Below are 22,903 nucleotides of genomic sequence, written 5' to 3' on the forward strand. Positions count from 1 at the left end.
TGTTTTACTTTCTATCTGACTTTCAACTTTGCCTTAATGAAGAGCGCAGAGCAAAGAGTCTCTATTTCCCGACGAAGCCTCATTTTGCGCCAGTCACCCAGTTCCAAGATTGGTATCAGCTCTTTCCCGAGGCTCTCTCCCGTGGCAATTGCCAAGCGGCAAAGTAAATAGGCGTCGCGCCAATCGCCAAGAACTTGGGCCAATTGTTTTAGTGGCTCACAACGTAATGCGGCTGGCTGTGGAAATTTTTCTTCAAGCAGTCGGCTGTGGTACCAGTGGTCTTTTACTCGTTTGCGCAATTGGTGCAGATTCTCCGCGCTATCCAATTTTTGCACCTGATACCAAGCTTTTCGCGCTCGCCGGTAACCTCGACAGTATCCGCGTTCTAAATGAGCCCAGCGAACATCCTCTAATGACCAGTTACCGATACGCCCCCGTCTTTGAATCAGAAACGGTTCGACCTGTGCCAGGGCCCTTTTATCTATTTTTAAATGCAGCATATGGCGCAGCAGTGTGTGCATTGTCGGAAAGTGGTGTGGCGGGGCTATCGCAAGTAGGGCTCCTCGAATAGAAACCGGATCGCGGCTCTGAGCGAGGCTGTGGGCCAGGTTGCGGTAGTGAATGTTTTCACTCTGGAATAAGAGTGGATAAACTGGTTGTACGAGGCGCAGTAGAGCGCGTAATTTCTTGCAGTGCTTACGCAATTCGTGCACTGCATGCTCACTGGGAAGCTGTTTTGTATGGCTGATTGCAGTATTGATTTCCGCCAGGGCAACTTGCCGAAGTCCATGCTCTGGAAGTACGTTGCAATCGAGCCGATAACTCATGAGCCCTGACCAGTATTTCGTTCCGGTTTCTATGGATCAATTTTAGCGAGTTTCCAAAGGGGGTGATGATGGGCTGTGTTCCGCCGGCTTCCTAGATGTACAATGGCTCCCCAGAATTTGGCTCAGTAGGCAGCACAGCATGAAGGATCGCAAGACCACCCACTTCGGCTACCAAGAGGTCCCGGTGGAGGAAAAGGCCGGTCGTGTGGCAGAAGTGTTCCACTCAGTGGCAGCGCGCTACGATGTAATGAACGATTTAATGTCTGGGGGGATTCACCGCCTCTGGAAGCGTTTTACCATCGAATTATCCGGCGCGCGGCCGGGACAGAAAATTTTGGATATTGCTGGGGGAACTGGCGACCTCACCGCCCGCTTTTCGCGTATTGTGGGTGACAGTGGTCAGGTGGTACTGGCGGATATCAATGAATCGATGTTGCGGGTTGGTCGCGATCGCCTGCTGGACCGCGGTATCGCCGGCAATGTGGTGCCAGTGCAGGCAGATGCCCAATACCTCCCCTTCCCGGATAATACCTTCGACTGCATAACTATCGCCTTTGGTCTGCGTAATGTCACTGACAAAGACCTAGCGCTTCGCTCCATGCTACGGGTGCTCAAACCCGGCGGGCGTTTGCTAGTGCTCGAGTTCTCCAAGCCAGAGTCGAAACTGCTTGAAAAAGTCTACGATCAATATTCTTTCCGCCTACTGCCATTTATGGGCAAATTGGTAGCCAATGATGCGGAAAGTTACCGTTACCTGGCGGAGAGCATTCGTATGCACCCAGACCAGGAAACCCTCAAGCAGATGATGGAGGATGCCGGTTTTGTCGATTGTGAATATCACAATATGACTGGCGGTATTGTTGCGTTGCACCGTGGCATCAAGCCCTAACTGGCGTTTGACGTGATTTACCTGCAAGTGATGGCACGAGGCCAATAACTGCCATGAGCGATCCCACTTATCGCGCGGGTTTTGATGCTGCGCTGGAAACCGCCATTAATACCGCCCTGCAATATGACCCGGCTACTCGCGCTCGTCTGCAGGAGCTGGATGGTAAAGTTATGGCGCTCGATCTAACCGCTCCAAAACTACAGTGTTGTTTGTGCATTGAGGGCGATCAAGTATTTGTCCGCCAGCATTGGGAGGGAGATGTCACCACTTCTATCAGTGGTTCGGCTATTTCTCTTGTGCGTCTTCTAAAAGACCCGGATGCCACGCCCGCGGCCCTGGGGGTCTCAATCAGTGGTTCTAGTGCTCTGCTGGCAGAATTGCAGTGGATGATGAGTGATCTGGATATCGACTGGGAGGCGCCGCTGGCGCAATTGATAGGCGATATTCCCGCTCACTCCATCGGCAATGTATTGCGCAATGCCGGCAGTTGCTTGAGCGCCAGTCTCAGTCGCGCACCTGTTGCGGCTGCGGAAACCATCAGCGAAGAGTGGCAGTTGACCCCACCACAGGCGCAATTTGAGGCCTTTGCCGATGATCTCGCTGAGCTGTCTCTGGCCACTGAGCGCCTGGAAGCACGGGTGCGTTTGCTGCAAGAGCAGTTCTCCCGCAGGGAGGCCGAGTAGTTTTGCCGCTCTTTCGCAGTTTTACTATCACGCGGGTTTTCCTGCGCTATCGTCTCGATCAGCTATTGCCCGCCGAGCGCCGCCCTTTGTGGCTGCGAGGGATACTGGCTCCCCTGAAGCTATTGCCACAGCCAAAGATGGAGCGCGGTGAGCGCCTGCGTCGAGCCCTGGAGGAACTGGGGCCAATTTTCGTCAAATTTGGTCAGTTGCTTTCTACCCGCCCTGACCTGTTACCGCCAGATATTGTCGAGCAGCTCGATTACCTGCAAGACAAGGTGCCTCCCTTCCCAAGCGACCAGTGTATCTCGTTGATTGAAGAGGCCTTGGAGGCCAGTGTCGACGAAGTTTTCGCGAGCTTTGAGCGCGAGCCCTTGGCTGCGGCTTCGGTGGCACAGGTACATGCTGCGGTGCTCACCACTGGTGAATCAGTGGTTGTAAAGGTGCTGCGCCCAGGTATTGGTGAAATAATCCAGGAAGATTTGCGTCTGTTGGGGGTATTAGCCCGCGGTATTGAGCGCTTTGTGCCCGATGGGCGACGCCTGCGCCCGGTGGAGGTAGTGGAGGACTATCGCCACACCATTGAGGGAGAGCTGGACTTGGTGCGTGAGGCGGCCAATGGCACCCAGTTGCGGCGTAATTTTAATAACTCTCCACTGCTGTATATCCCTGAAGTGTACTGGGAATACACACGTGAGAGCGTGTTAGTACTGGAGCGTATTGAGGGCATCCCGGTTACCGATTTGGCACAGTTGCGCGCTCAGGATACTAATATGCAACTGCTTGCTGAGCGCGGCGTGGAAATTTTTTTCAAACAGGTATTTGAATACAATTTCTTCCATGCCGATATGCACCCTGGCAATATTTTTGTCTCCCGCGAGCATCCACAACGTCCTCAGTATATTGCTATCGACACTGCAATTGTCGGTAGCCTTTCGCGTGAGGACCAGTACTATCTGGCACGCAACCTTTTAGCCATGTTCCGCCGCGACTACCGAATGGTGGCTGAGCTGCACGTACAGAGTGGTTGGGTGCGGGCCGATACGCCGGTGAATACTTTTGAAGCGGCGATCCGCGCCGTATGCGAACCCATTTTTGAGAAACCGCTGGGAGAGATCTCTTTCGCGCGGGTGCTGATCAGCCTGTTCCAGACCGCGCGACGTTTCGATATGGCAGTGCAGCCACAATTGGTATTGCTGCAAAAGACGCTGTTGAATATCGAGGGCCTGGGTCGGCAGCTTTATCCGCAGCTGGATCTGTGGAAGACTGCCCATCCATTTTTGGAACGCTGGATGCGTGACCGCATCCACCCGAAAACCATTGTGGGCGAAATTAAGCGTTACGGTCCCGAATGGTTGGAGAAATTCCCGCAGATGCCGCAACTGGTGTATTCCGCCTTGGAGCAGTCACGGGAACTGGCACCACAGTTGGAGAATATCGGCGAGAAACTGGCGAGTGGCCAGCGTCGTGGGCGTTGGCAGTACTTGCGCCGTGTAGGCGGCGTAATCCTTGCTGCAGGAGCTCTCGTCTTGAGCAAGCCCCAGTGGCTTGAGCAGTTACCGCCCTCGGGTTGGGCCCTGGGTATCGCTGCCCTGGTACTGTTGCTCTGGCCCTAGATATGTCTGGGCCGACCTACACTTGGAACTCTGAAGGAAGGGACATTGACTCAAGCAAAAGCGACAACCGATTTCCTTGACCAGGTCAGTTGGAATAGTGACGGCCTGGTACCAGCCATAGCCCAGGATTATAAAAGTGGCCGGGTATTGATGATGGCATGGATGAATCGCGAATCTCTGGCCCTTACCGCCAGCGAGGGTTACGCGGTTTATTGGTCGCGATCGCGCAAGAACCTATGGCGCAAGGGCGAAACCTCCGGTTTTCTACAGAAAGTGCGCGAGGTGCGCCTCGACTGTGATGGAGATACCGTTCTCCTGATGGTGGAACAGGAAGGTGGTATAGCCTGCCATACTGGGCGTAGCAGCTGCTTCTACAACCTACTACAGGATGGTGAGTGGCAGGTGAATCAACCTGTGATTCAAGACCCCAAAGCCATTTACAAGTGAGCCCCTGCATGAGTGACCTGTTACAGCAGCTCGACGCCGTCTTAGAAAGTCGCAAGCGTGAGGAAGACGCAGAGAAATCCTATGTGGCCAGTCTGCACAAAAAAGGCCTGAATAAAATCCTGGAAAAGGTCGGCGAAGAGGCCACGGAAACCATTCTCGCTGCGAAAGACGCACAGTCCAGCGGCGATAATCAGGATATGATCGCCGAGACGGCGGACTTATGGTTTCACTCAATGGTGATGCTCTCTCATCTGGGTGCAGATTCGCAGGATGTGCTGGAGGAATTGGGCCGGCGTTTTGGCCTTTCAGGTCTGGTGGAGAAAGCCGCGCGACCCAAAAAGGGCTAACAAGCGCTTATCGAAAGTATTCAGGAGTCTTTGCTGTAGTAGTTGAAGGCTTCCAAAATTGCAGTTTACCAATGATAGCCCGTGGCAGCTTAGCGTCTGGCTATCGCATTAAATGACATGGAGACAATTATGGGATTCGGTGGAATTAGCATTTGGCAGCTGTTGATTATTCTAGTCATTGTCCTACTGCTGTTCGGAACCAAGCGCCTGAAAAACCTTGGTGGCGATCTCGGCGGGGCTATTAAGGGCTTCCGCAAAGCGATCAAGGATGAAGACAAGAAAAAAGAAGCCGACGAGGAGAAAGATCCCGAGCGCCTGCAGCATGATGAAGAAGAAAAGCCAGACCAAGGCAGTACCGCCAAGGAAAAAGATAAGCAATCCCAGGATAAATAATTCGGCAACCGTTAACGCGAGTAATGCTCTGTGTTTGATATTGGCTTTTTTGAACTGCTGCTGGTCGCTGTGGTGGGCTTGCTCGTGGTTGGGCCTGAGCGCCTACCCGATGCCATCCGCACTACAGCCCGTTGGTGGTCCGGCTTAAAGCGCACTTTACATAGCGCCCGTGAAGAGTTGGAAAAAGAGGTGGGTGCGGATGATATTCGTCGGGAATTACACAATGAGCGCATCCTTCGCGAGATTGAGGAAAGTCGCCGGGAAATGGAGCGCACCTTTACTGAGACCAATCGTGAAGTGAGTGAATCATTGCAGAAGGTTACCGAGGATACGGAAGAAAAGCCTCCTGCAGAGCAGCATGCCAAACAGGGGGAGGTCAAGGAGCTTAAAGATAATGCCCTCCCGAAGCGCCCCGAAGAACCCCAGCCCCCCGTGCGGAAAAAGAGGACTACCTGCCTGAACAGGATGAGACTGTGGAGGAGTTGCAGGACCCCGAATATCCGGAGCACTGGCATGATTTTGGCGACCCGGACATGAACCCCGATCACCCGGAAAATGTCGAATTGGATGAAGAAGAAAAAGCATCACAACAAGAAAAAGATAAGCAACCATGAGTGATAAAGCACAAGACAGTCATCAGCCGTTTATCGATCACCTGATCGAGTTGCGCGACCGCTTGTTACGTACTTTATTGGTCGTGGTCGTCTTGTTTGCCTGCCTCGTGCCTTTCGCTTCAGAGATTTATAATTTTATTGCCAACCCTCTGCAGGAGAGACTGGTTGGGGATGCTGGGATGATCGCCACCGAGGTGACTTCAACGTTCCTCACCCCATTTAAGACCACGTTTATAGTCTCTTTCTTTATTGCGATTCCTTTTGTGCTCTACCAAGCCTGGGCGTTTATTGCACCGGGCCTGTATAAAAATGAAAAGCGTATTGCGGTGCCTATTCTGATCACCAGCGTTTTTCTTTTTTATGCGGGTGTTGCTTTTGCTTACTTTGTCGTATTTCCAATTCTCTTTGATTTCTTTGTCGGTTCCGCCCATGCAGATATCAAAGTGATGCCGGATATGCGTAGCTACTTGGATCTGGTGCTGAAATTATTCTTTGCATTTGGTTTTGCTTTCGAAATACCCATCGCCACTGTGCTGTTGATCTGGAGCGGAGCGGTAGATGCAAAAACCCTGGGTAGCAAGCGCCCCTATGTGATTGTGGGGTGTTTCCTGATTGGCATGTTACTCACGCCACCTGATGTGATTTCCCAGTCACTTCTGGCAGTGCCAATGTGGCTTTTATTTGAGGTGGGTATTTTATTTGGGCGCTGGATAAAAAGGGGTTCCAAGAAAGAGCAAACCGAATAAGCTGCCTGTTAGCCGGGAGCGTAATAAGCACCCCCTGTGCTGTAAAGTGCCCCGGCAGCCGAAGCTGCCGGGGCAATAGCCCTGTTGTTTTGTCTACCCTACCCCTGATTGTAACCCTTTGCTCTCAAGACAAGAGTTACCCAGGTATATGGGCAGTCTGCGTTCCATGCAAAAAGAAGCTGATCGACTCCGGTTTTTGTGCCACTACTAGCAAGCCCCCATCGCGACAAAAACCAGACGGTCAGCCCGGGAAATGGACAATTGTGCCGGGCTCGCTTTGGAGTTAACCCTGCATAATTGCCTGCTGCCGCCTGTATCAACGGCAAAAATATTTACCCTAAGATCCTGGGCTTAAGCGGGATATTCCAGTTCAGGCCGGCTTATTCCTATGGGAAACTGCCGCTTGTTCTTTCCTTTCCTGCTCCGCCACTGCCTTTTCCACATTGTTTTGAACCAGGCGATAAAAATAGAATGCCATCAGGAATATAAACCCGATTACGGCCAGGCTGAGCAAGCCGGAAAAGCTGGTAAATAGATCAATTAAGGCATCCATCTTTCTCTCCAGTACGCCAATGCTTCACCTATATAGTCTATGGGCCTGGGAAGTAAGTCTCTTGACCTAAATCAACCGGAATTGAGTTAATTCAATAAGGGAATCTTAAAGTGCCAGGCCCAAGATCAGGCAGATTATGGCCGCTCCCAGCAACTGATAGAGCTCCTTTTCTTCACGCCAGTTGGGTAAGAGCAAAAACAACGCCACTGGTGGTAAAAACAGGGCAAGGAAGCCCGCTAGAGGCCCATCAGAAAAGCAGATATACAGGAGCCGCCCCCAGGCTATAGCGGCAAATGCCAAAGCAAAGACTATTAGGATTGCACTAACAGGCAGCATGCTATAACCCATTGAAGGTCTGTAGGAAGCTGGATAGATCCACAGGCACGATACTAAACAAAAAGGAAAATAGGACAAAAGTGTATATCAGCATTGGAGCCTTAAGGTCAGTATTAAGCGCTTATGGCAGGCATATTTGGCTGTTAGTCATCACATTGTTTCTTTGTGGTTGTGAGACGGTGGGGTATTACGCTCAAGCTGCTGCGGGCCAGTTGCGGATTCTGTCCGCGCGACAGCCAATTGAAAAAGTGGTACAGCAGCCCGGCACTAGTGAAAAGCTGAGGCGACAGTTAATGTTGGTGCAGGAGATACGGGCCTATGCTGCCCAGCAGTTGAATTTACCAGTTGGTCAAGCTTACAGCTCTTATGTACAGCTGGAAGATCAATATCCCATCTGGAATGTCTTGGCTGCTCCTGAATTTTCTTTAACCCCAAAACGCTGGTGCTACCCTGTTGCTGGTTGCGCCAGCTATCGAGGTTATTTTCGTAAGTCTGCTGCAATTGCAAAAGTTAATAGTCTAAGGGCGCAGGGTTACGATACTTATCTGGGGCCGGTACCTGCATATAGCACCCTTGGCTGGTTTGATGACCCAGTACTCTCTAGTTTTGTAAATTGGTCACCAGAGAGATTAGCCGGATTGCTATTCCATGAACTGGCACACAGGCGTGTATATATTTCTGGTGATACACAATTCAATGAAAGTTTCGCAACTGCCGTCTCGGAACTTGCTCTACCGGGTTGGCTTGTCAGCCAGGGCCTGACCGGTTCAGCTACCCAAGCCCGTGCCGAGACAATGGCCGTGCGTCAATTGATGAATATGGCGCGCAAGCAGCTCGAACCCATTTATAAATCCCCTGAACCGGATAGTTTTAAGCTCGAACAAAAAAATTTAGTGCTTTCACGTCTGCGCCAGTGCTATCGGAAAATATCCGTAAGTTGGCCCAATCCAGCGCGCTACCAGGCGTATATAGAAAAAGCTAACAATGCCACTTTAGCCCTGGCCGCTGAATATGAATCCCAAGTTCCCGCTTTCAAGCAGTTGTATATAGAAAGTGGTGACTGGGAGGTCTTTTATAATGCGGCACAGAGGTTGGGAGATTTGGATAAAATGGATCGTGAAGCGAGCTTATACAAGCTGGGGGAAGAATATCGCCGAACACACTTGGGAAGAAACCAAGAAAATTTTACTGAAGGAAAGAAGTGTATGGAAAGTGATGAGCAATATTTATTTTTATTGAATACTTATTTTTCAAATAATTTACGATCAATATAAAATAATCTACTGAATAAAAAATTAGATTTCTTTGGTTACGCTACACAAATAGTCTTTTGATGACACCCTGTGTGTTTGCGTATAGTGACAGCCAATATCAAAAGCCTGGTTGTTTAATATGGTTCTATGTTTATATATCCTAGTCTGATTTTAACTGTTCCTTTATAGTCACTCTCCCAATACCTTCTGTAACCCAATTCTTAAAATGAATAGAATGATGTACCGTAAGTTCCTATCCAGATTTTTACTACTTGGTTGTATTTTATTCCTATCCGCATGTAGTGGCGGAGGTGGAAGTTCGTCAAAAGATAGTGATAAAGTCCCTGATAGTGGTGAGCAGCCAGAAAATACCGTGAGCTTAACTATCCAAGGTTATGTGGAGACCGCAAGCTATACAGGCGTTGAAGTAAAATTCCATGTAGGTGAGAGCTATTTCCATGGATTGGTTGATGCATTTGGTAATTACTCCATAAATATTGAAGTTGACGAATCCAGAATCCATAGTTTTGTGAAGGGGGAAGCCATTTTCCCTAGTGAAAGTGGCATTAGGCTTGTCAGCTTACTCGGTTCCGTAGAATCTTTAATAGAGAAAGCAGGCGAGGATCAGATTCTAGTGCGCTCTGAGCTTCTGGATGTGAATATTACCAGTCTCTCAACAGCCCTATCTGCAGTTTTAGAAATTAATAATAATGGCCCTGTCAAATCCAGCTCACAATTTGATTTGGCTTACCATAGTATGGAAGCTTCTGTAGTATTTGCTATTGCAACATATGTTAAGATTTTAATTGATAATCCACTCCCTTTGGAGGAGGCAGGCATTGCGTTGCCTGAAGAGGCCGCTGACACGTATGAGCTAGCTACAAATTATAGCTTAGCTTCTCTTTATGTTGCGAGAGCCAGTGAAAATTTTCCGGATCTATTTGAGAAAACTAAAAAGAATATATCTCGTGATATAAATTTGTTGGCCTCTTCACCATCTGAACACTCTCCTATTGCTGATACTTACTACCTGCCATCAATAGGGATGAGACTAGTATTAAGGGAAGATGGCACAGGTGAAGTTAACGGTGTCATGGATTATGCAGCTATAACTTGGTTACAAACTAATGATGGTATCCTTTTGGAAGGGGCGGATTTGATAGAAAGTTCTTACTATGATGAATTTAATTCAGCCTACAAAGAAATACACTTAATAATTAATAAAATTAATTGGTTATCTGAAAATTCTATTGCAGATTCTATTGTTATTGAGGCAATGGAATATACACATTATCCAGATGGGCAATACCAGGACAATGAATTCTTAGATCGAACAAACATGAGTTTTGCGATCCGATCTTCAGGGGTGGTTCCTGTCTCTGGCGCGATTGAATTAGGTAAGCTATACAGCCTTCCTGTAGTAACAACACCTGGAGAAATCATTGATCCTATAGTTGAAATTTCCCCCCAGCATATAGTGCGAGCCTTAGATATGCAATTTCATGGTAAGTATGAAAGTGGCGGGAGCGTTGATATTACTATACCAGAGATTAGCGGAAACGGAGAGTTATCCGAAGTTGATCTATCTGGGCTTTGGTACTTGGAGGATAATTACCAGCTGGTAGTGGAGATGCCAAGTGGACTTAAATTAACCTATATGTTTATAGATTATAAATATAGAAATCTGACGTGGGTTTTTATTCTAGAAGAGACCGGTGAAAGCAAAAGAGTAAAGTTTTATACGGATTTTGTTCAAGATTCAACTGGATGGAAAGAAGGTGAAATTGCAGGAATCTACCAGGTAAGTGGTCCGATGCAAAATTTTCGGTGGCCATCGGATTATTATTGGTTCGAATTAAATGCTGATGGAACGGTAGAAGTAGTTAGCATGTTTGATTCTAATCTTAGTGGAAGTTTAGAGGAAAATGAAATAAATACATATCCAGGTTTATGGAAGCTAAATGGCAATAATAATGTAACAATTAGACATTACTTGAAGCGAGATGGTGGATTTTGTATCCCTGATTCTTGGGATCCGACTAGTATTGAGAGTTGTCACCTTTATCGAGAGCGTGAATGGGGAATTTATAACATTAGCGAAAGTAGCAACTTTCGCATGAAGAAAAAATTGCGGATCTTTGATGATTATCGGCGTGATATAATTCCTGATTTATCCGATATTGGTGGTCACCTATTAAGGTCATCTCTTATTTATCATTCGGAGATGAAAAAAATAGCTGAAAGGCCAATAAAAATCCCCCAAAAATAAATTTTTTTAGGCATCAAGTGTTTGATGCCTTTTTTATCTGTCTTTTAGCAGGTCGTACCTATTTTGTCAGTCTACCCTGACTTTCCCGATGCTGGATTTTTAAAAATTAATAATTGGTTTCGTATAATTGGCAAAGGTTATAGTAATACTTTGGGCACCATTGTAGATCGTAAGACAGCGGAGTGAGTTGCTCAAGCTATCATTGCACTACTTGATCGTATAAATACTTAGTACACACCATTATGGTCGATAATGGAAAAGAATTTGCTCCGCACGAGAAGATTAGTGGGTAGTTGATTTGGCGGTCTATTTTGCGCATCTGTATGCATCTTGGGTGAGAGGCCTGAACGAGAACACTAATGACTTGCTGCGCTAGTAATTTCCGAAAAATTGTGACTTTAAACTTGTGAGTCAAACAGAGATTGAGGTGGCTGTTGGACGTTTAAATAATCGTCCCAGAAAAACGTTGGGTTATAAAATTTCTCGGCAGATATTGGGAAAAAATACGGCTACCGCAGCAGCCTGAGGAAGATGTAGTTTAGAGTTGAGTGCAGGCGATTCAAACTCTGGGTGTTTTCGTAATTATATGCGCCACATCTAACATCCGATTAGCAAACCCCCACTCATTATCAAACCAGATTAATATTTTTACTAATTTGTCACCGGCAACCCGTGTCTGGCTGGCATCAATAATTCCTGAGCGAGGGTCGTGGTTAAAGTCGCAAGAGGCAAGTGGTTCTTCGGTGAAGCCGAGGACGCCTTTGAATTCTGTTGCGGCTATGGACTTCAGCAAAGCATTCACTTCAATTTGACTTACATTCTTTTGTAATTGAACAGACAGATCAATGGCGGAGACATTGACTGTGGGTACGCGCATAGCCTGGGCTTCAAATTTTCCATATAAATGCGGCAATATGCGTTCGATACCTCGGGCAAGAGCCGTATCGACAGGAATTATTGAGGTAACGGCGGACCGTGTTTTTCTCAAATCGGTGTGATGGTAGGCATCGCTTACTGGCTGGTCGTTCATGGCGGAGTGGATTGTGGTTAAAACCCCAGCTTCAATACCAAATGCCCGGTCGAGTGCCGCGATCACTGGCACGCTGCAATTTGTAGTGCAGGAGGCTGCAGAAATAATAGTTTCGGAGCCGTTTAGAGTGTGGTCGTTGATGCCGTAGACAATAGTGGCATCTACATCGCGGCTGGCAGGTTGGGAAAATAAAACTTTTTTGCCCCAGTGGCCAAGTGGGTTTCGGCGTGCTTACGCTCCTTATAACTGCCTGTACACTCGAGCACGATATCGACTCTTTCCTGCTTCCAATTTAGATCTTCAAGCTGTTCGTGGTGTGTCACCGCAATGCGATCACCATTGACCACCAAAATGTCATTTTCCACCGAGACTTCACCGGCAAAACGCCCATGTACGGAATCGTACTTTGTCAGGTGTCCAATAGTGGCGCAGTCAGCCAGCTCGTTAATAGCGACAATCTGTAGGTTATCTCGGGCACCGGATTCATAAAGAGCACGCAGAACAGAGCGGCCGATACGGCCATAACCATTGATAGCGAGTCGGGTTGTCATAGCAGTACTGCCAGATAGGAATTGTGGAAGGTACCGAGCGCTCCCTGCGGTAAACAATAGCAGGGAGCGACCAGCTAGCGCGCTGAGTTACTTCACCAGCTTCTCGACGGTTGCGGCTACGTTGTCTACGGTAAAGCCGAAGTGTTGCATCAGCTCGCCGCCCGGAGCGGATTCTCCGAAGGTGTTCATACCGATAATCTCGCCATCAAAGCCAATGAACTTGTACCAATAGTCTTTATGGCTGGCTTCAACCGCTACACGAGCACGCACAGCAGAGGGCAATACAGATTCGCGATAAGATTCATCCTGTTCCATAAAGGCTTCCGCGCAAGGCATGGAAACTACGCGAACATTCTTGCCGGCGAGCTTTTCCTGTGCGGCCATGGCCAACTCGACTTCAGAACCGGTAGCAATAATGATTGCTTCGGGAGTGCCTTCACAGTCGGAAAGTACGTAGCCACCTTTTTCAATCTGCGCCAGCTGTGCGGCATTGCGCGCTTGAGGAGCCAGCCCCTGACGGCTGAATACCAGGGTGCTGGGGCCTTCTTTGCGAGCGATAGCCATCTTCCAGCTCACGGCGGATTCAGTGGCATCGCAGGGGCGCCAAGTGTGTAGGTTCGGGGTGGAGCGCAAGGCGCTAAGCTGTTCTACAGGCTGGTGGGTAGGGCCGTCTTCGCCTAGGCCGATCGAGTCATGTGTGTAGACGAAGATAACACGCTGCTTCATCAGTGCGGCCATACGTACGGCATTGCGCGCATATTCCATGAACATTAGGAAGGTTGCGCCATAAGGTACGAAACCTCCGTGCAAGGCGATACCGTTCATCATGGCGCTCATGCCGAACTCACGCACACCGTAGTAGACATAGTTACCGGAGGCATCTTCAGCGCTCACACCCTTGGAGCCAGACCAAATAGTGAGGTTGGAGCCTGCCAGGTCGGCAGAGCCGCCGAGGATCTCGGGTAGCAACGGGCCATAGGCATTGAGTGCATTCTGGCTCGCCTTTCGTGAAGCAATTTTCTGCGCGTCTTCCTGGCACTGTTTAATGTAATCATCGGCTTTCACCAGAAAGTCTGCCGGCAGTTCGCCACTCATACGGCGCTCGAATTCGGCGGCCAGCTCAGGGAATTCTTCTCGGTAGTCAGTCAGGATGTCTTTCCACTCGTCTTCCTGAGCTTCACCTTTGGCTTTTCCATCCCAACCGGCATAGATACCTTCGGGGACTTCGAAAGGTGCGTGGGCCCAGCCAATGGTCTCGCGCACCAGTGCGATTTCGTCGTCACCTAGGGGGGCACCGTGGCATTCTTCGCGGCCCTGTTTATTTGGCGAACCGAATCCGATAACCGTTTTACAGCAAATGATGGTGGGCTTGTCGGTAACTGAGCGGGCCTCCTCAATTGCAGCTTTGATCGCGGCTGCATCATGGCCATCTACATTGGGGATTACGTGCCAGCCATAGGATTCGAAGCGTTTGGGTGTGTCGTCGGTAAACCAGCCTTCCACTTCGCCATCGATGGAGATGCCGTTATCGTCATAGAAGGCGATCAGTTTGCCCAGGCCCAGAGTGCCGGCTAAGGAGCACGCTTCATGGGAGACACCCTCCATCAGACAGCCGTCGCCCATAAACACATAGGTGTGATGGTCAACCAGTTCATAACCGGGGCGGTTAAATTGGGCTGCCAGTACTTTCTCTGCCAGAGCCATGCCCACCGCATTGGTTATACCCTGGCCGAGCGGGCCGGTAGTGGTCTCGACGCCAGGCGCATAACCGTATTCCGGGTGGCCCGGAGTCTTGGAATGCATTTGGCGGAAGTTTTTCAGCTCCTCAATCGGCAGGTCGTAGCCGGAAAGATGCAGCAATGAGTACAGCAGCATGGAGCCATGGCCATTGGAGAGCACGAAGCGGTCGCGGTCGGCCCACTCAGGGTTTGCCGGGTTGTGCTTCAGGTAGTCATTCCATAAGACTTCGGCGATATCTGCCATACCCATAGGCGCACCTGGGTGGCCGCTGTTGGCTTTCTGGACCGCATCCATGGACAGGGCGCGAATGGCGTTGGCCATGTCTGTGCGAGAGGGGGTAGAAGACATAGGAAGAGCTCTCTGATTTTCGGGTAGGCCGCGGTACCGCTCTCTTGGCAGCTTCCGCGAGGACAAAATGGGGGCGTATTTTCCCGTAAAGACCTGCCCCACGCAAAGGCTTGCCGGAAAAATTGCCACCAAGTACAGCAGCAATTTTCCTAATCTGGGTTCTGGAATTGCCTAAAAGTATCTACATCAAAATAATTTTATGGAGCTATATCAAAATCTTTTGATATAGTATCTTGTGGCTGCTAGACTCGTCCCCATGTCTGAATCCCAGCCCACCTTTGAATCCGGTCCCGGTGCGGAAATTTCGCAGCTGGCGATGACCTTAAAGGCTGCAGGAGATCCCCTGCGACTTGAGATATTGCGTCTACTCAGTCAAGACTCCTACAGTGTGCTGGAATTGTGTCGAATTTTTGATCTGCGCCAACCCGCCTTGAGCCACCACCTAAAAGTCCTTGCCCAAGCTGGGCTGGTGACTAAGCGCCGCGAAGGTAACAACATCTTTTACCGGCGCACGGGGGGCACTCCGCTACTCGAGCAGTTATTTGTGAATCTGGATCTTCTGTCATTGTCCGATGAACGGGCCCAGTCGGTAGCGCGAATTTCTGAGGAGCGGGCTGAGGCTTCACGCCGTTTCTTTGCCGATTACGGTAACCGGTTCCGCGAGCAACAGGAGCTGATCGCTAGCTACAGCGTTTATGGACCACAGGTGGCCCAACTGCTTATTTCTGGGCGCCACGCATTGGAAGTGGGCCCAGGTGAAGGCGAGTTTTTGCAGGAACTATCCCTGCGTTTTGGCACGGTAACGGCTCTGGACCTGTCATCAGCTATGTTGGAGCGTGCCCAGGCTTTTGCCGATGAGCAGGGGCTGGCCAATATTGAGTTTGTCTGCAGCGATACACGTGCCGCCGCGGCGCGCCCGGCAAGTGCGGATACCATCGTGGTAAATATGGTGCTGCATCACACCCCAGATCCCGCGCAGATCTTTCATGATTTGCAGAGTGCGTTAAAAACTGGCGGCCAGTTGTTGGTGGCTGAATTGCAAGAGCACGGTCAGGACTGGGCCAGGGAGGCCTGTGGTGATCTATGGCTGGGCTTTACCCCGGAGCAATTGAGTGACTGGGCACAGAGTGCCGGGCTGAGGGATGGGCGCAGTGTATACAGTGCACTGCGTAACGGTTTCCAGATCCAGATACGAGAATTTATAAAACCCTGACGGCGTCTGAACGTATTGTCAGAAGCAGAATTTTACTAACCGCCCGCGGCGGAATAAATGGAGACTCTCACATGAGTGAATATAGATTGTTTACATCAGAATCCGTGTCCGAAGGGCATCCGGATAAGATTGCCGATCAGATTTCCGACGCGGTACTGGATGCATTGCTGGCCCGCGACAAGCAGGCCCGTGTTGCCTGTGAAACCCTGGTAAAAACCGGGATTGCGGTGATCGCCGGCGAGATTTCCACTTCTGCCTGGGTGGACCTTGAGGATCTGGTGCGTAAAGTAATCACCGATATCGGCTACACCTCATCCGATGTGGGTTACGATGGCGAGACTTGTGGTGTGATCAATGTGATCGGCAAGCAGTCTGTAGATATCGCCCAGGGTGTTGACCGTGCCAAACCGGAAGACCAAGGTGCCGGTGATCAGGGCCTGATGTTTGGCTACGCCACCAATGAAACCCCGACCTTTATGCCGGCGCCTATCTACTACTCCCACCGCCTGGTGGAACGCCAGGCGGAAGCGCGCAAGTCCGGCCTGCTGCCATGGTTGCGCCCGGATGCCAAGAGTCAGTTGACCTTCCGCTATGACGAACAGGGCCGTCCCTGTGCGATTGATGCTGTTGTTCTTTCTACTCAGCACAATCCGGATGTCAGCCAGGCTGATTTGCGTGAAGCTGTGATGGAGCTGATCGTACATCACACCCTGCCGGTGGAGTGGCTGCACAAGGACACTAAGTTCCATATCAACCCAACCGGTAACTTTGTTATCGGCGGTCCTGTAGGCGACTGTGGCTTGACTGGCCGTAAAATTATTGTGGATACCTACGGCGGTTCTGCACGTCACGGTGGTGGAGCTTTCTCCGGTAAGGACCCTTCTAAAGTGGATCGCTCTGCGGCCTACGCCGGTCGATATGTGGCAAAAAATATTGTCGCTGCGGGCCTGGCCAAGCGCTGTGAAATCCAGGTTTCCTATGCCATCGGTGTAGCTGAGCCCACGTCTGTGGCTATCAATACATTTGGTACCGGCATTATTCCAGAAGAGAAACTGGCCGAACTGGTACGTGAGAATTTCGATCTGCGCCCATTTGCTATTTCCAGGTCCTTAGACCTATTGCACCCCATGTATCAGCTGACAGCGGCTTATGGCCACTTTGGGCGTGATCCTTTCACCCATACCTATAACTGGGTGGACAGTAATGGTCAGGAGCGCAGTGAGACCTTCACCGCTTTCCCATGGGAAAAAACTGACAAGGTGGATGCCCTGCGCGTCCAGGCCGGACTTTGATCTCACCTCTTAAGGCGGTGGCTCCTATTTCTGAATTGGGAGCTACTAAATTGGAGCGATAAAGCTCCAATGTAATAACAATTTTTATTGGACAATAAACAGCATGAACCAGATGAGTACTGAATTTAAAGACTTCAAGATCGCGGATATTTCCAAGGCTGAATGGGGCCGTCGTGAAATCGAAATCGCTGAAGGCGAAATGCCGGCACTGATGACTTTGCGGGAAAAATATCGTGCAGACCAACCCCTCGCAGGTGCGCGTATCATGGGTTGCATTCATATGACCATCCAGACCGCGGTTCTGATTGAGACTCTGGTTGCCCTGGGTGCAGAAGTGCGCTGGTCTTCTTGTAATATTTTCTCAACCCAGGATCACGCTGCTGCGGCCATTGCCGCAAGTGGCATTCCGGTATTTGCCTGGAAGGGCGAGACTGAGGAAGAGTATGAGTGGTGTCTGGAGCGCACTGTTGGTGCCGATGTCGCCGGCTGGCAGCCGAATATGATTCTCGATGATGGTGGAGATCTTACCGAACTGCTGCATCGTAAGTACCCTGATATTCTCGATAACTGTCACGGTATTAGTGAAGAGACTACCACTGGTGTACACCGCCTGCAGGACATGTTGCGCGAAGGCACCTTAAAGGTACCGGCAATCAACGTAAATGACTCTGTTACTAAGAGTAAAAACGACAATAAATATGGTTGTCGTCACAGTTTGAACGATGCGATCAAGCGTGCTACCGACCATCTGTTGGCTGGTAAAAAAGCATTGGTTATCGGTTACGGTGATGTGGGTAAAGGTTCAGCGGCCTCCCTGCGCCAGGAAGGCATGATTGTAAAAGTGTCTGAAGTAGATCCGATTTGCGCTATGCAGGCCTGCATGGATGGTTTTGAGCTGGTGTCCCCGTACATTGACGGTATCAACACCGGCACTGCGGAAGGTATTAATAAGGAGTTGCTGGCCAATACTGACTTGATCGTAACGACTACCGGTAATGCCAATGTATGCGATGCGCATATGCTTTCAGCTCTGAAGAGCGGCGCAGTTGTGTCGAATATCGGTCACTTTGATAACGAGATTGATACTGCCTTTATGCGTGAGAACTGGGAGTGGCAGGAAGTTAAGCCCCAGGTACATAAAGTGGTGCGCAACAGTGAGACCAATGATCACCTGCTGCTGCTATCCGAGGGCCGCCTGGTAAACCTTGGTAATGCTACTGGTCACCCCAGCCGTATTATGGACGGCTCTTTTGCTAACCAGGTTCTCGCGCAGATTCACTTGTTTGAAGAGAAGTTTGCTGACCTACCTGCAGACCAAAAAGTATCTGCACTGTATGTAAAAGTACTGCCCAAGCGCCTCGATGAAGAAGTAGCCCGCTATATGGTTGAAGGTTTTGACGGCGTGATTACCCGTATGACAGAAGAGCAGGCTAAATATATCGGTGTTTCCGTGGACGGTCCGTTCAAACCAGAAAGTTATAAATACTAATATCCTCATCAAAGGCACCGGCTTAGCCGGTGCCTAAATTTCGGAGGGCCTGGAAAATAAAATGAAAAACTCTATTCGCATCAGTTTCGAATTTTTCCCACCCAAAACCCCCGAAGGTCGCGCAAAGCTGTATAAAACCCGCGAGGCTTTACAGGCGTTTAACCCTGAATTTTTCTCTGTCACTTATGGTGCTGGTGGCACTACGCGAGAGACCACCTTGAATATCGTCACTGATATGCGTCGCGATGGTATCTCAATTGCACCCCATTTATCTTTCGGTGGTGATAATGAAGAGACAATACTCGGTTTATTGAATACATACCAAGAGGCAGGTGTAAACCGTATTGTAGCACTTCGTGGTGATATGCCCTCTGGTATGGGAGCTGTGGCGCAACTGGTATATGCGAATGAGTTGGTGGCTTTTATTCGTCGCCATACAGGCGATCATTTCCATCTGGAAGTTGCCGCTTACCCGGAAATACATCCGGAGTCCAATAGCTATGACGATGATATACGTTATTTAAAGGGAAAATTTGAGGCAGGTGCCAACAGTGCCCTGACCCAATATTTTTACAACCCCGATTCTTATTTTTATTTTGTTGACCAGTGTGAGAGGGCTGGCATTGATGCACCGATTTATCCAGGAATTATGCCGATTATCAATTTTGATAATTTAGTACGCTTCTCACGCAATTGCGGTGCTGAAATTCCACGCTGGCTGAAAAAGCGGATGGAGAGTTACCAAAGTCCAGAGGATGTTCGTAAATTAGGGCTGGAATTGGTTACTGATTTATGCGAAACCCTGTTGGAGGGTGGCGCACCCGGGTTGCATTTTTATACGATGAATCAGGTTGATACCTCTGCACATATTTTGAAATCTCTAGGCCTAGGGGCAAAATGACCTCTCACTTTTGAAGGAATATTGGGTTCTCAAACCGCAGGAAGGGATTGGTATCAGATAGCATTTTTTAAGAGTTAGTGATGCGCAAGTACAACCCTCCCACAGAGCCCTATCTCTCTGTGGTTTTTGAAGATAGTTCCTTGCTGATATTGGATAAGCCGAGCGGACTCCTTAGCGTGCCTGGTCGTGATCCCACCAAATGGGATAGTTTGGCTAGCAGAGTTCAAGAATGTTACCCGGAAGCATTGATTGTGCATCGGTTGGATATGGATACTTCAGGCCTAGTAGTTATGGCTCGTAGCCCGGAAGCGCATAGACAACTCAGTGTTCTCTTCCAAAATCGTGAGGTAAGTAAAACCTATATAGCGTGGGTATGGGGAGCTCCTGAAGCTGACTCCGGTAAAGTTGAGCTGCCATTAATCTGTGATTGGCCGAATAGGCCTAAGCAGAAAGTGGATTTTGAAATAGGTAAACCCTCCCTAACTCGTTGGGAAAAAGTAACAACTTCTGGGAGTCGCAGCTTAATTCGACTTACACCTGTTACTGGGCGATCGCATCAATTGCGGGTGCATATGCAGGCAATAGGCCATCCGATATTAGGTGATCCCTTTTATGCGCATATAGAGGCTCTGAACGCAGCCCCCAGGTTATTACTGCATGCAAGAGAGCTGGGATTTAAACACCCAGCTACAGGAGAATTGTTGTATTTCAGTAGCGAGCTTTCAAAAGAGTTCTCTTTAGGAAACACTTCGTCAGAAGTAGTTTGATATTAAGTTAAAAAGGCGATCAATAGATCGCCTTTTGCTTTCACTATTATTACTTCTTATTCTTCATCGCTGCCATCAACAGATCGCCCATGCTGCCACGGTTGTTACCTTGGCCCCCCTTTTGCTGCCGGCTGCCTTGTTGTTTGTTGTAGCGCTGAGCCTGGCGATTTTCCCGTTGATCACCTTTTTTAACACCTCCGCTTCCCTGTTCTCCTGGTTCGTCGGAGAGACGCATGGAAAGGCCAATACGCTTGCGGGCAACGTCCACTTCCATCACTTTTACTTTTACAATATCGCCGGCTTTAACCACCTCATGGGGATCTTTGACGAACTTTTCTGAGAGTGCGGAAATATGCACCAGGCCGTCCTGGTGCACACCGATATCCACAAAGGCACCGAAGTTGGTGACATTGGTTACGGTACCTTCAAGAACCATAGCCGGGCGCAGGTCCTTGATTTCCTCCACGCCCTCTTCAAAACGAGCGGTGCGGAATTCCGGACGCGGGTCGCGACCGGGCTTTTCCAGTTCGGCGATGATGTCGGTAACGGTGGGTACCCCGAACTTTTCGTCGGTGTAGTCCGCTGGATTCAGGCGACGCAGGAAGGCGGAGTCACCGATCAGGCTGTTGATCTCACGGCTGCTTTTCTCGGCGATGCGTTTTACCACAATGTAGGATTCCGGGTGTACGCCGGATTTATCCAAGGGGTTATCGCCATTGTTAATGCGCAGGAATCCGGCGGCTTGCTCAAAGGCCTTTGGGCCAAGGCGAGGGACTTCCATCAGTTGTTTACGATTTTTAAAGGCACCGTTTTGGTCGCGATAGCTGACGATGTTGCTGGCGATAGAGGCAGTCAGGCCAGAAACTTTGGCCAGCAGTGGTGCTGAGGCGGAATTCAGCTCTGCACCGACACCGTTTACACAGTCTTCTACTACAGCGTCGAGGGAGCGCGCTAACTGTGTCTGTGACACATCGTGTTGATATTGGCCAACACCAATGGATTTGGGTTCGATCTTTACAAGTTCTGCCAGCGGGTCCTGCAGACGGCGGGCGATAGAGATAGCGCCGCGAATAGTCACGTCCAGGTCAGGGAATTCCCGCGCGGCAAATTCAGAGGCAGAGTACACAGATGCACCAGCCTCGTTCACCACTACTTTCTGCGCGCTGAGTTTGTATTGCTTGATAGTTTCGCCTACAAACTTATCGGTCTCACGGCTGGCGGTGCCGTTGCCGATAGCGATCAGGCCCACATTATATTTGTTGCATAGGGCTGCGATAACAGCAGCGGACTCCTGATGGCGGTTCTGTGGTGGGTTGGGGAAGATAGCGGTGTGGTCCAGCATTTTACCGGTGGCATCTACCACTGCTACTTTGACGCCGGTGCGCAGGCCTGGGTCCAGGCCGATAGTGGCTTTTTGTCCAGCAGGTGCCGCTAATAACAAGTCTTTAAGGTTGCGGGAGAATACCTTGATCGCTTCTTCCTCGGCTTTTTCTCGCAGTTCACCCAGCAGGTCGGTTTCCAGTGCGGTAAGCAGCTTGATACGCCAAGTCCAGCGCACTACTTCGCCGAGCCACTTATCTGCAGAGCGTCCCTCATCGCTAATATCGAAGTGTCTCGCAATCATGGTTTCACAAGGGTGGCCGGCGGTGGGGGAAGCTCCCTCCTCCTCTGGCAAACCTACGCTGATAGCGAGGATGCCCTCATTGCGGCCGCGAAAAATTGCCAGGGCGCGGTGAGAGGGAACCTTGGACCAGTCTTCGGCATACTCGAAGTAATCGCGGAACTTGGCTCCCTCTTCTTCTTTACCATCCAGCAGTTTGGATTTGACCTGCCCATCCCGTTTGAGGAATTCGCGCAGTTTGCCCAGAAGCTCGGCATCCTCGGCGAATCGTTCCATCAGGATGAATTTGGCCCCGTCCAGGGCAGCTTTGATGTCTTTTACTTGTAGGGAGGCGTCTTCGTGGTCGGTGTTGAGATATTGCTGAGCTTCTACAGCAGGGTCTAGGCTGGGATCGTTAATCAGCGCATTAGCCAGTGGCTCCAGTCCCGCCTCTATGGCAATTTGTCCTTTGGTGCGACGTTTGGGTTTGTAGGGAAGGTAGAGGTCTTCGAGGCGGTTTTTGGTGTCGGCGCTGTTGATCTGTTGCGCCAGCTCCGGAGAGAGTTTGCCCTGTTCATCAATACTTTTCAGGATGGCTGCGCGGCGCTCTTCCAGTTCACGCAGGTAGCGTAGGCGATCTTCCAGATTGCGTAATTGGGTGTCATCCAGGGCCCCAGTCACCTCCTTCCGGTAGCGGGCGATAAATGGCACAGTGGCGCCTTCATCGAGCAGGGATACTGCGGCCGTGACTTGTTGTGGGCGTACATTGAGTTCTTCGGCGATGCGAACGTTGATATCCAGCATTTGATGTTTACATCCGTTTTCCGGGGGATTTCGTACCTCTAGGAGCGGGGTTTGACCGGGAACTAGCCCATCGGTTTCCTTGGCTTTGTGCGGCCCGCCTGTCTCTCCTACAACGGTAAATTGGGTCGGGCATTATGCGTTACCAGAGCGTTGCGAGAAAGGTTTGCGATAGGGCACAAACTCGTGCGGCAACCTGCA

General features: G+C 50.0%; 20 protein-coding genes and 1 pseudogene. 15 read left to right on the plus strand and 6 right to left on the minus strand.

Annotated features, from left to right (window positions below; all coding sequences use genetic code 11):
• Positions 1–11 precede the first annotated feature (11 nt).
• Positions 12–827: a CHAD domain-containing protein gene (locus tag P3339_RS00585; RefSeq protein WP_020414019.1), complete on the minus strand. Its 816-nt coding sequence runs from the start codon at positions 825–827 to the stop codon at positions 12–14.
• A gap of 139 nt (positions 828–966) precedes the next feature.
• Here P3339_RS00585 and ubiE point away from each other — a divergent pair, with 139 nt between their 5' ends.
• From ubiE to tatC, 8 genes are all read left to right on the plus strand, one after another.
• Complete coding sequence (ubiE, locus tag P3339_RS00590; protein WP_282952107.1) at positions 967–1,716, plus strand: bifunctional demethylmenaquinone methyltransferase/2-methoxy-6-polyprenyl-1,4-benzoquinol methylase UbiE; 750 nt, start codon at positions 967–969, stop codon at positions 1,714–1,716.
• Positions 1,717–1,769: 53 nt separating this feature from the next.
• Entirely contained in the window at positions 1,770–2,399 is a 630-nt protein-coding gene (locus P3339_RS00595; protein ID WP_282952108.1) for a ubiquinone biosynthesis accessory factor UbiJ, read from the plus strand.
• A gap of 2 nt (positions 2,400–2,401) precedes the next feature.
• Positions 2,402–4,012, plus strand: coding sequence for a ubiquinone biosynthesis regulatory protein kinase UbiB (ubiB, locus tag P3339_RS00600; protein WP_020414022.1), 1,611 nt, complete (start codon positions 2,402–2,404; stop codon positions 4,010–4,012).
• 45 nt (positions 4,013–4,057) lie between these two features.
• On the plus strand, positions 4,058–4,459 hold the full coding sequence (gene hisI, locus P3339_RS00605) for a phosphoribosyl-AMP cyclohydrolase (RefSeq protein ID WP_020414023.1): 402 nt from the start codon (positions 4,058–4,060) through the stop codon (positions 4,457–4,459).
• 8 nt (positions 4,460–4,467) lie between these two features.
• The gene (locus P3339_RS00610) at positions 4,468–4,806 is read left to right on the plus strand and encodes a phosphoribosyl-ATP diphosphatase (protein WP_020414024.1); all 339 of its coding nucleotides are present in this window, start codon (positions 4,468–4,470) and stop codon (positions 4,804–4,806) included.
• 129 nt (positions 4,807–4,935) lie between these two features.
• Complete coding sequence (gene tatA / locus P3339_RS00615) at positions 4,936–5,199, plus strand: Sec-independent protein translocase subunit TatA (RefSeq protein ID WP_020414025.1); 264 nt, start codon at positions 4,936–4,938, stop codon at positions 5,197–5,199.
• Positions 5,200–5,229: 30 nt separating this feature from the next.
• A complete protein-coding gene (gene tatB / locus P3339_RS00620) occupies positions 5,230–5,736 on the plus strand; it encodes a Sec-independent protein translocase protein TatB (RefSeq protein ID WP_282952109.1) in 507 nt (168 codons plus the stop codon).
• 73 nt (positions 5,737–5,809) lie between these two features.
• Positions 5,810–6,559 (plus strand): twin-arginine translocase subunit TatC, encoded by a 750-nt coding sequence (tatC, locus tag P3339_RS00625; RefSeq protein WP_020414027.1) that lies wholly within the window; start codon positions 5,810–5,812, stop codon positions 6,557–6,559.
• 370 nt (positions 6,560–6,929) lie between these two features.
• On the opposite strand, the gene P3339_RS00630 is transcribed toward tatC, so the two are convergent.
• Entirely contained in the window at positions 6,930–7,112 is a 183-nt protein-coding gene (locus tag P3339_RS00630) for a DUF3149 domain-containing protein (RefSeq protein ID WP_020414028.1), read from the minus strand.
• A 105-nt stretch (positions 7,113–7,217) separates the two neighbouring features.
• Positions 7,218–7,448, minus strand: a complete 231-nt coding sequence (locus tag P3339_RS00635; protein WP_157533540.1) for a hypothetical protein — start codon at positions 7,446–7,448, stop codon at positions 7,218–7,220.
• A gap of 80 nt (positions 7,449–7,528) precedes the next feature.
• Here P3339_RS00635 and P3339_RS00640 point away from each other — a divergent pair, with 80 nt between their 5' ends.
• Together P3339_RS00640 and P3339_RS00645 are read left to right on the plus strand one after the other, a co-directional pair.
• On the plus strand, positions 7,529–8,722 hold the full coding sequence (locus P3339_RS00640; protein ID WP_282952110.1) for an aminopeptidase: 1,194 nt from the start codon (positions 7,529–7,531) through the stop codon (positions 8,720–8,722).
• 214 nt (positions 8,723–8,936) lie between these two features.
• Positions 8,937–10,970 carry a hypothetical protein gene (locus P3339_RS00645; RefSeq protein WP_282952111.1) on the plus strand — a complete coding sequence of 678 codons (2,034 nt, stop codon included), beginning with the start codon at positions 8,937–8,939 and terminating at the stop codon, positions 10,968–10,970.
• Between the two features lie 559 nt (positions 10,971–11,529).
• Here the strand turns inward: P3339_RS00645 and gap are convergent.
• Both gap and tkt read right to left on the minus strand, forming a co-directional pair.
• Positions 11,530–12,551, minus strand: a pseudogene (gene gap / locus P3339_RS00650) (type I glyceraldehyde-3-phosphate dehydrogenase).
• Positions 12,552–12,638: 87 nt separating this feature from the next.
• Positions 12,639–14,639, minus strand: a complete 2,001-nt coding sequence (gene tkt / locus P3339_RS00655; RefSeq protein ID WP_282952112.1) for a transketolase — start codon at positions 14,637–14,639, stop codon at positions 12,639–12,641.
• A gap of 256 nt (positions 14,640–14,895) precedes the next feature.
• On the opposite strand from tkt, the gene P3339_RS00660 reads away from it, so the two are divergent.
• From P3339_RS00660 to P3339_RS00680, 5 genes are all read left to right on the plus strand, one after another.
• Positions 14,896–15,852 (plus strand): metalloregulator ArsR/SmtB family transcription factor, encoded by a 957-nt coding sequence (locus P3339_RS00660; protein ID WP_020414034.1) that lies wholly within the window; start codon positions 14,896–14,898, stop codon positions 15,850–15,852.
• Between the two features lie 71 nt (positions 15,853–15,923).
• The gene (gene metK, locus P3339_RS00665) at positions 15,924–17,144 is read left to right on the plus strand and encodes a methionine adenosyltransferase (RefSeq protein ID WP_020414035.1); all 1,221 of its coding nucleotides are present in this window, start codon (positions 15,924–15,926) and stop codon (positions 17,142–17,144) included.
• 103 nt (positions 17,145–17,247) lie between these two features.
• The gene (gene ahcY, locus P3339_RS00670; RefSeq protein ID WP_026305161.1) at positions 17,248–18,633 is read left to right on the plus strand and encodes an adenosylhomocysteinase; all 1,386 of its coding nucleotides are present in this window, start codon (positions 17,248–17,250) and stop codon (positions 18,631–18,633) included.
• A gap of 61 nt (positions 18,634–18,694) precedes the next feature.
• Positions 18,695–19,534 carry a methylenetetrahydrofolate reductase [NAD(P)H] gene (gene metF / locus P3339_RS00675; RefSeq protein WP_282952113.1) on the plus strand — a complete coding sequence of 280 codons (840 nt, stop codon included), beginning with the start codon at positions 18,695–18,697 and terminating at the stop codon, positions 19,532–19,534.
• Between the two features lie 80 nt (positions 19,535–19,614).
• Complete coding sequence (locus P3339_RS00680) at positions 19,615–20,301, plus strand: RluA family pseudouridine synthase (protein ID WP_282952114.1); 687 nt, start codon at positions 19,615–19,617, stop codon at positions 20,299–20,301.
• Positions 20,302–20,350: 49 nt separating this feature from the next.
• Here P3339_RS00680 and P3339_RS00685 read toward each other — a convergent pair whose 3' ends face one another.
• Positions 20,351–22,705 carry a Tex family protein gene (locus P3339_RS00685; RefSeq protein ID WP_282952115.1) on the minus strand — a complete coding sequence of 785 codons (2,355 nt, stop codon included), beginning with the start codon at positions 22,703–22,705 and terminating at the stop codon, positions 20,351–20,353.
• Positions 22,706–22,903 lie beyond the last annotated feature (198 nt).

Source organism: Microbulbifer sp. MLAF003, assembly GCF_030012965.1.
Lineage (GTDB): Bacteria > Pseudomonadota > Gammaproteobacteria > Pseudomonadales > Cellvibrionaceae > Microbulbifer > Microbulbifer variabilis.

Coding starts and splice junctions, on each gene's coding strand:
- P3339_RS00630 (WP_020414028.1), bottom strand. CDS start 7,112: ATGGATGCCTTAATTGATCTATTTACCAGCTTTTCCGGCTTGCTCAGC.
- metK (WP_020414035.1), top strand. CDS start 15,924: ATGAGTGAATATAGATTGTTTACATCAGAATCCGTGTCCGAAGGGCAT.
- ubiE (WP_282952107.1), top strand. CDS start 967: ATGAAGGATCGCAAGACCACCCACTTCGGCTACCAAGAGGTCCCGGTG.
- P3339_RS00685 (WP_282952115.1), bottom strand. CDS start 22,705: ATGCTGGATATCAACGTTCGCATCGCCGAAGAACTCAATGTACGCCCA.
- P3339_RS00635 (WP_157533540.1), bottom strand. CDS start 7,448: ATGCTGCCTGTTAGTGCAATCCTAATAGTCTTTGCTTTGGCATTTGCC.
- metF (WP_282952113.1), top strand. CDS start 18,695: ATGAAAAACTCTATTCGCATCAGTTTCGAATTTTTCCCACCCAAAACC.
- P3339_RS00680 (WP_282952114.1), top strand. CDS start 19,615: ATGCGCAAGTACAACCCTCCCACAGAGCCCTATCTCTCTGTGGTTTTT.
- P3339_RS00595 (WP_282952108.1), top strand. CDS start 1,770: ATGAGCGATCCCACTTATCGCGCGGGTTTTGATGCTGCGCTGGAAACC.
- tkt (WP_282952112.1), bottom strand. CDS start 14,639: ATGTCTTCTACCCCCTCTCGCACAGACATGGCCAACGCCATTCGCGCC.
- tatA (WP_020414025.1), top strand. CDS start 4,936: ATGGGATTCGGTGGAATTAGCATTTGGCAGCTGTTGATTATTCTAGTC.
- P3339_RS00645 (WP_282952111.1), top strand. CDS start 8,937: ATGATGTACCGTAAGTTCCTATCCAGATTTTTACTACTTGGTTGTATT.
- P3339_RS00660 (WP_020414034.1), top strand. CDS start 14,896: ATGTCTGAATCCCAGCCCACCTTTGAATCCGGTCCCGGTGCGGAAATT.
- P3339_RS00610 (WP_020414024.1), top strand. CDS start 4,468: ATGAGTGACCTGTTACAGCAGCTCGACGCCGTCTTAGAAAGTCGCAAG.
- tatC (WP_020414027.1), top strand. CDS start 5,810: ATGAGTGATAAAGCACAAGACAGTCATCAGCCGTTTATCGATCACCTG.
- P3339_RS00585 (WP_020414019.1), bottom strand. CDS start 827: ATGAGTTATCGGCTCGATTGCAACGTACTTCCAGAGCATGGACTTCGG.
- ahcY (WP_026305161.1), top strand. CDS start 17,248: ATGAACCAGATGAGTACTGAATTTAAAGACTTCAAGATCGCGGATATT.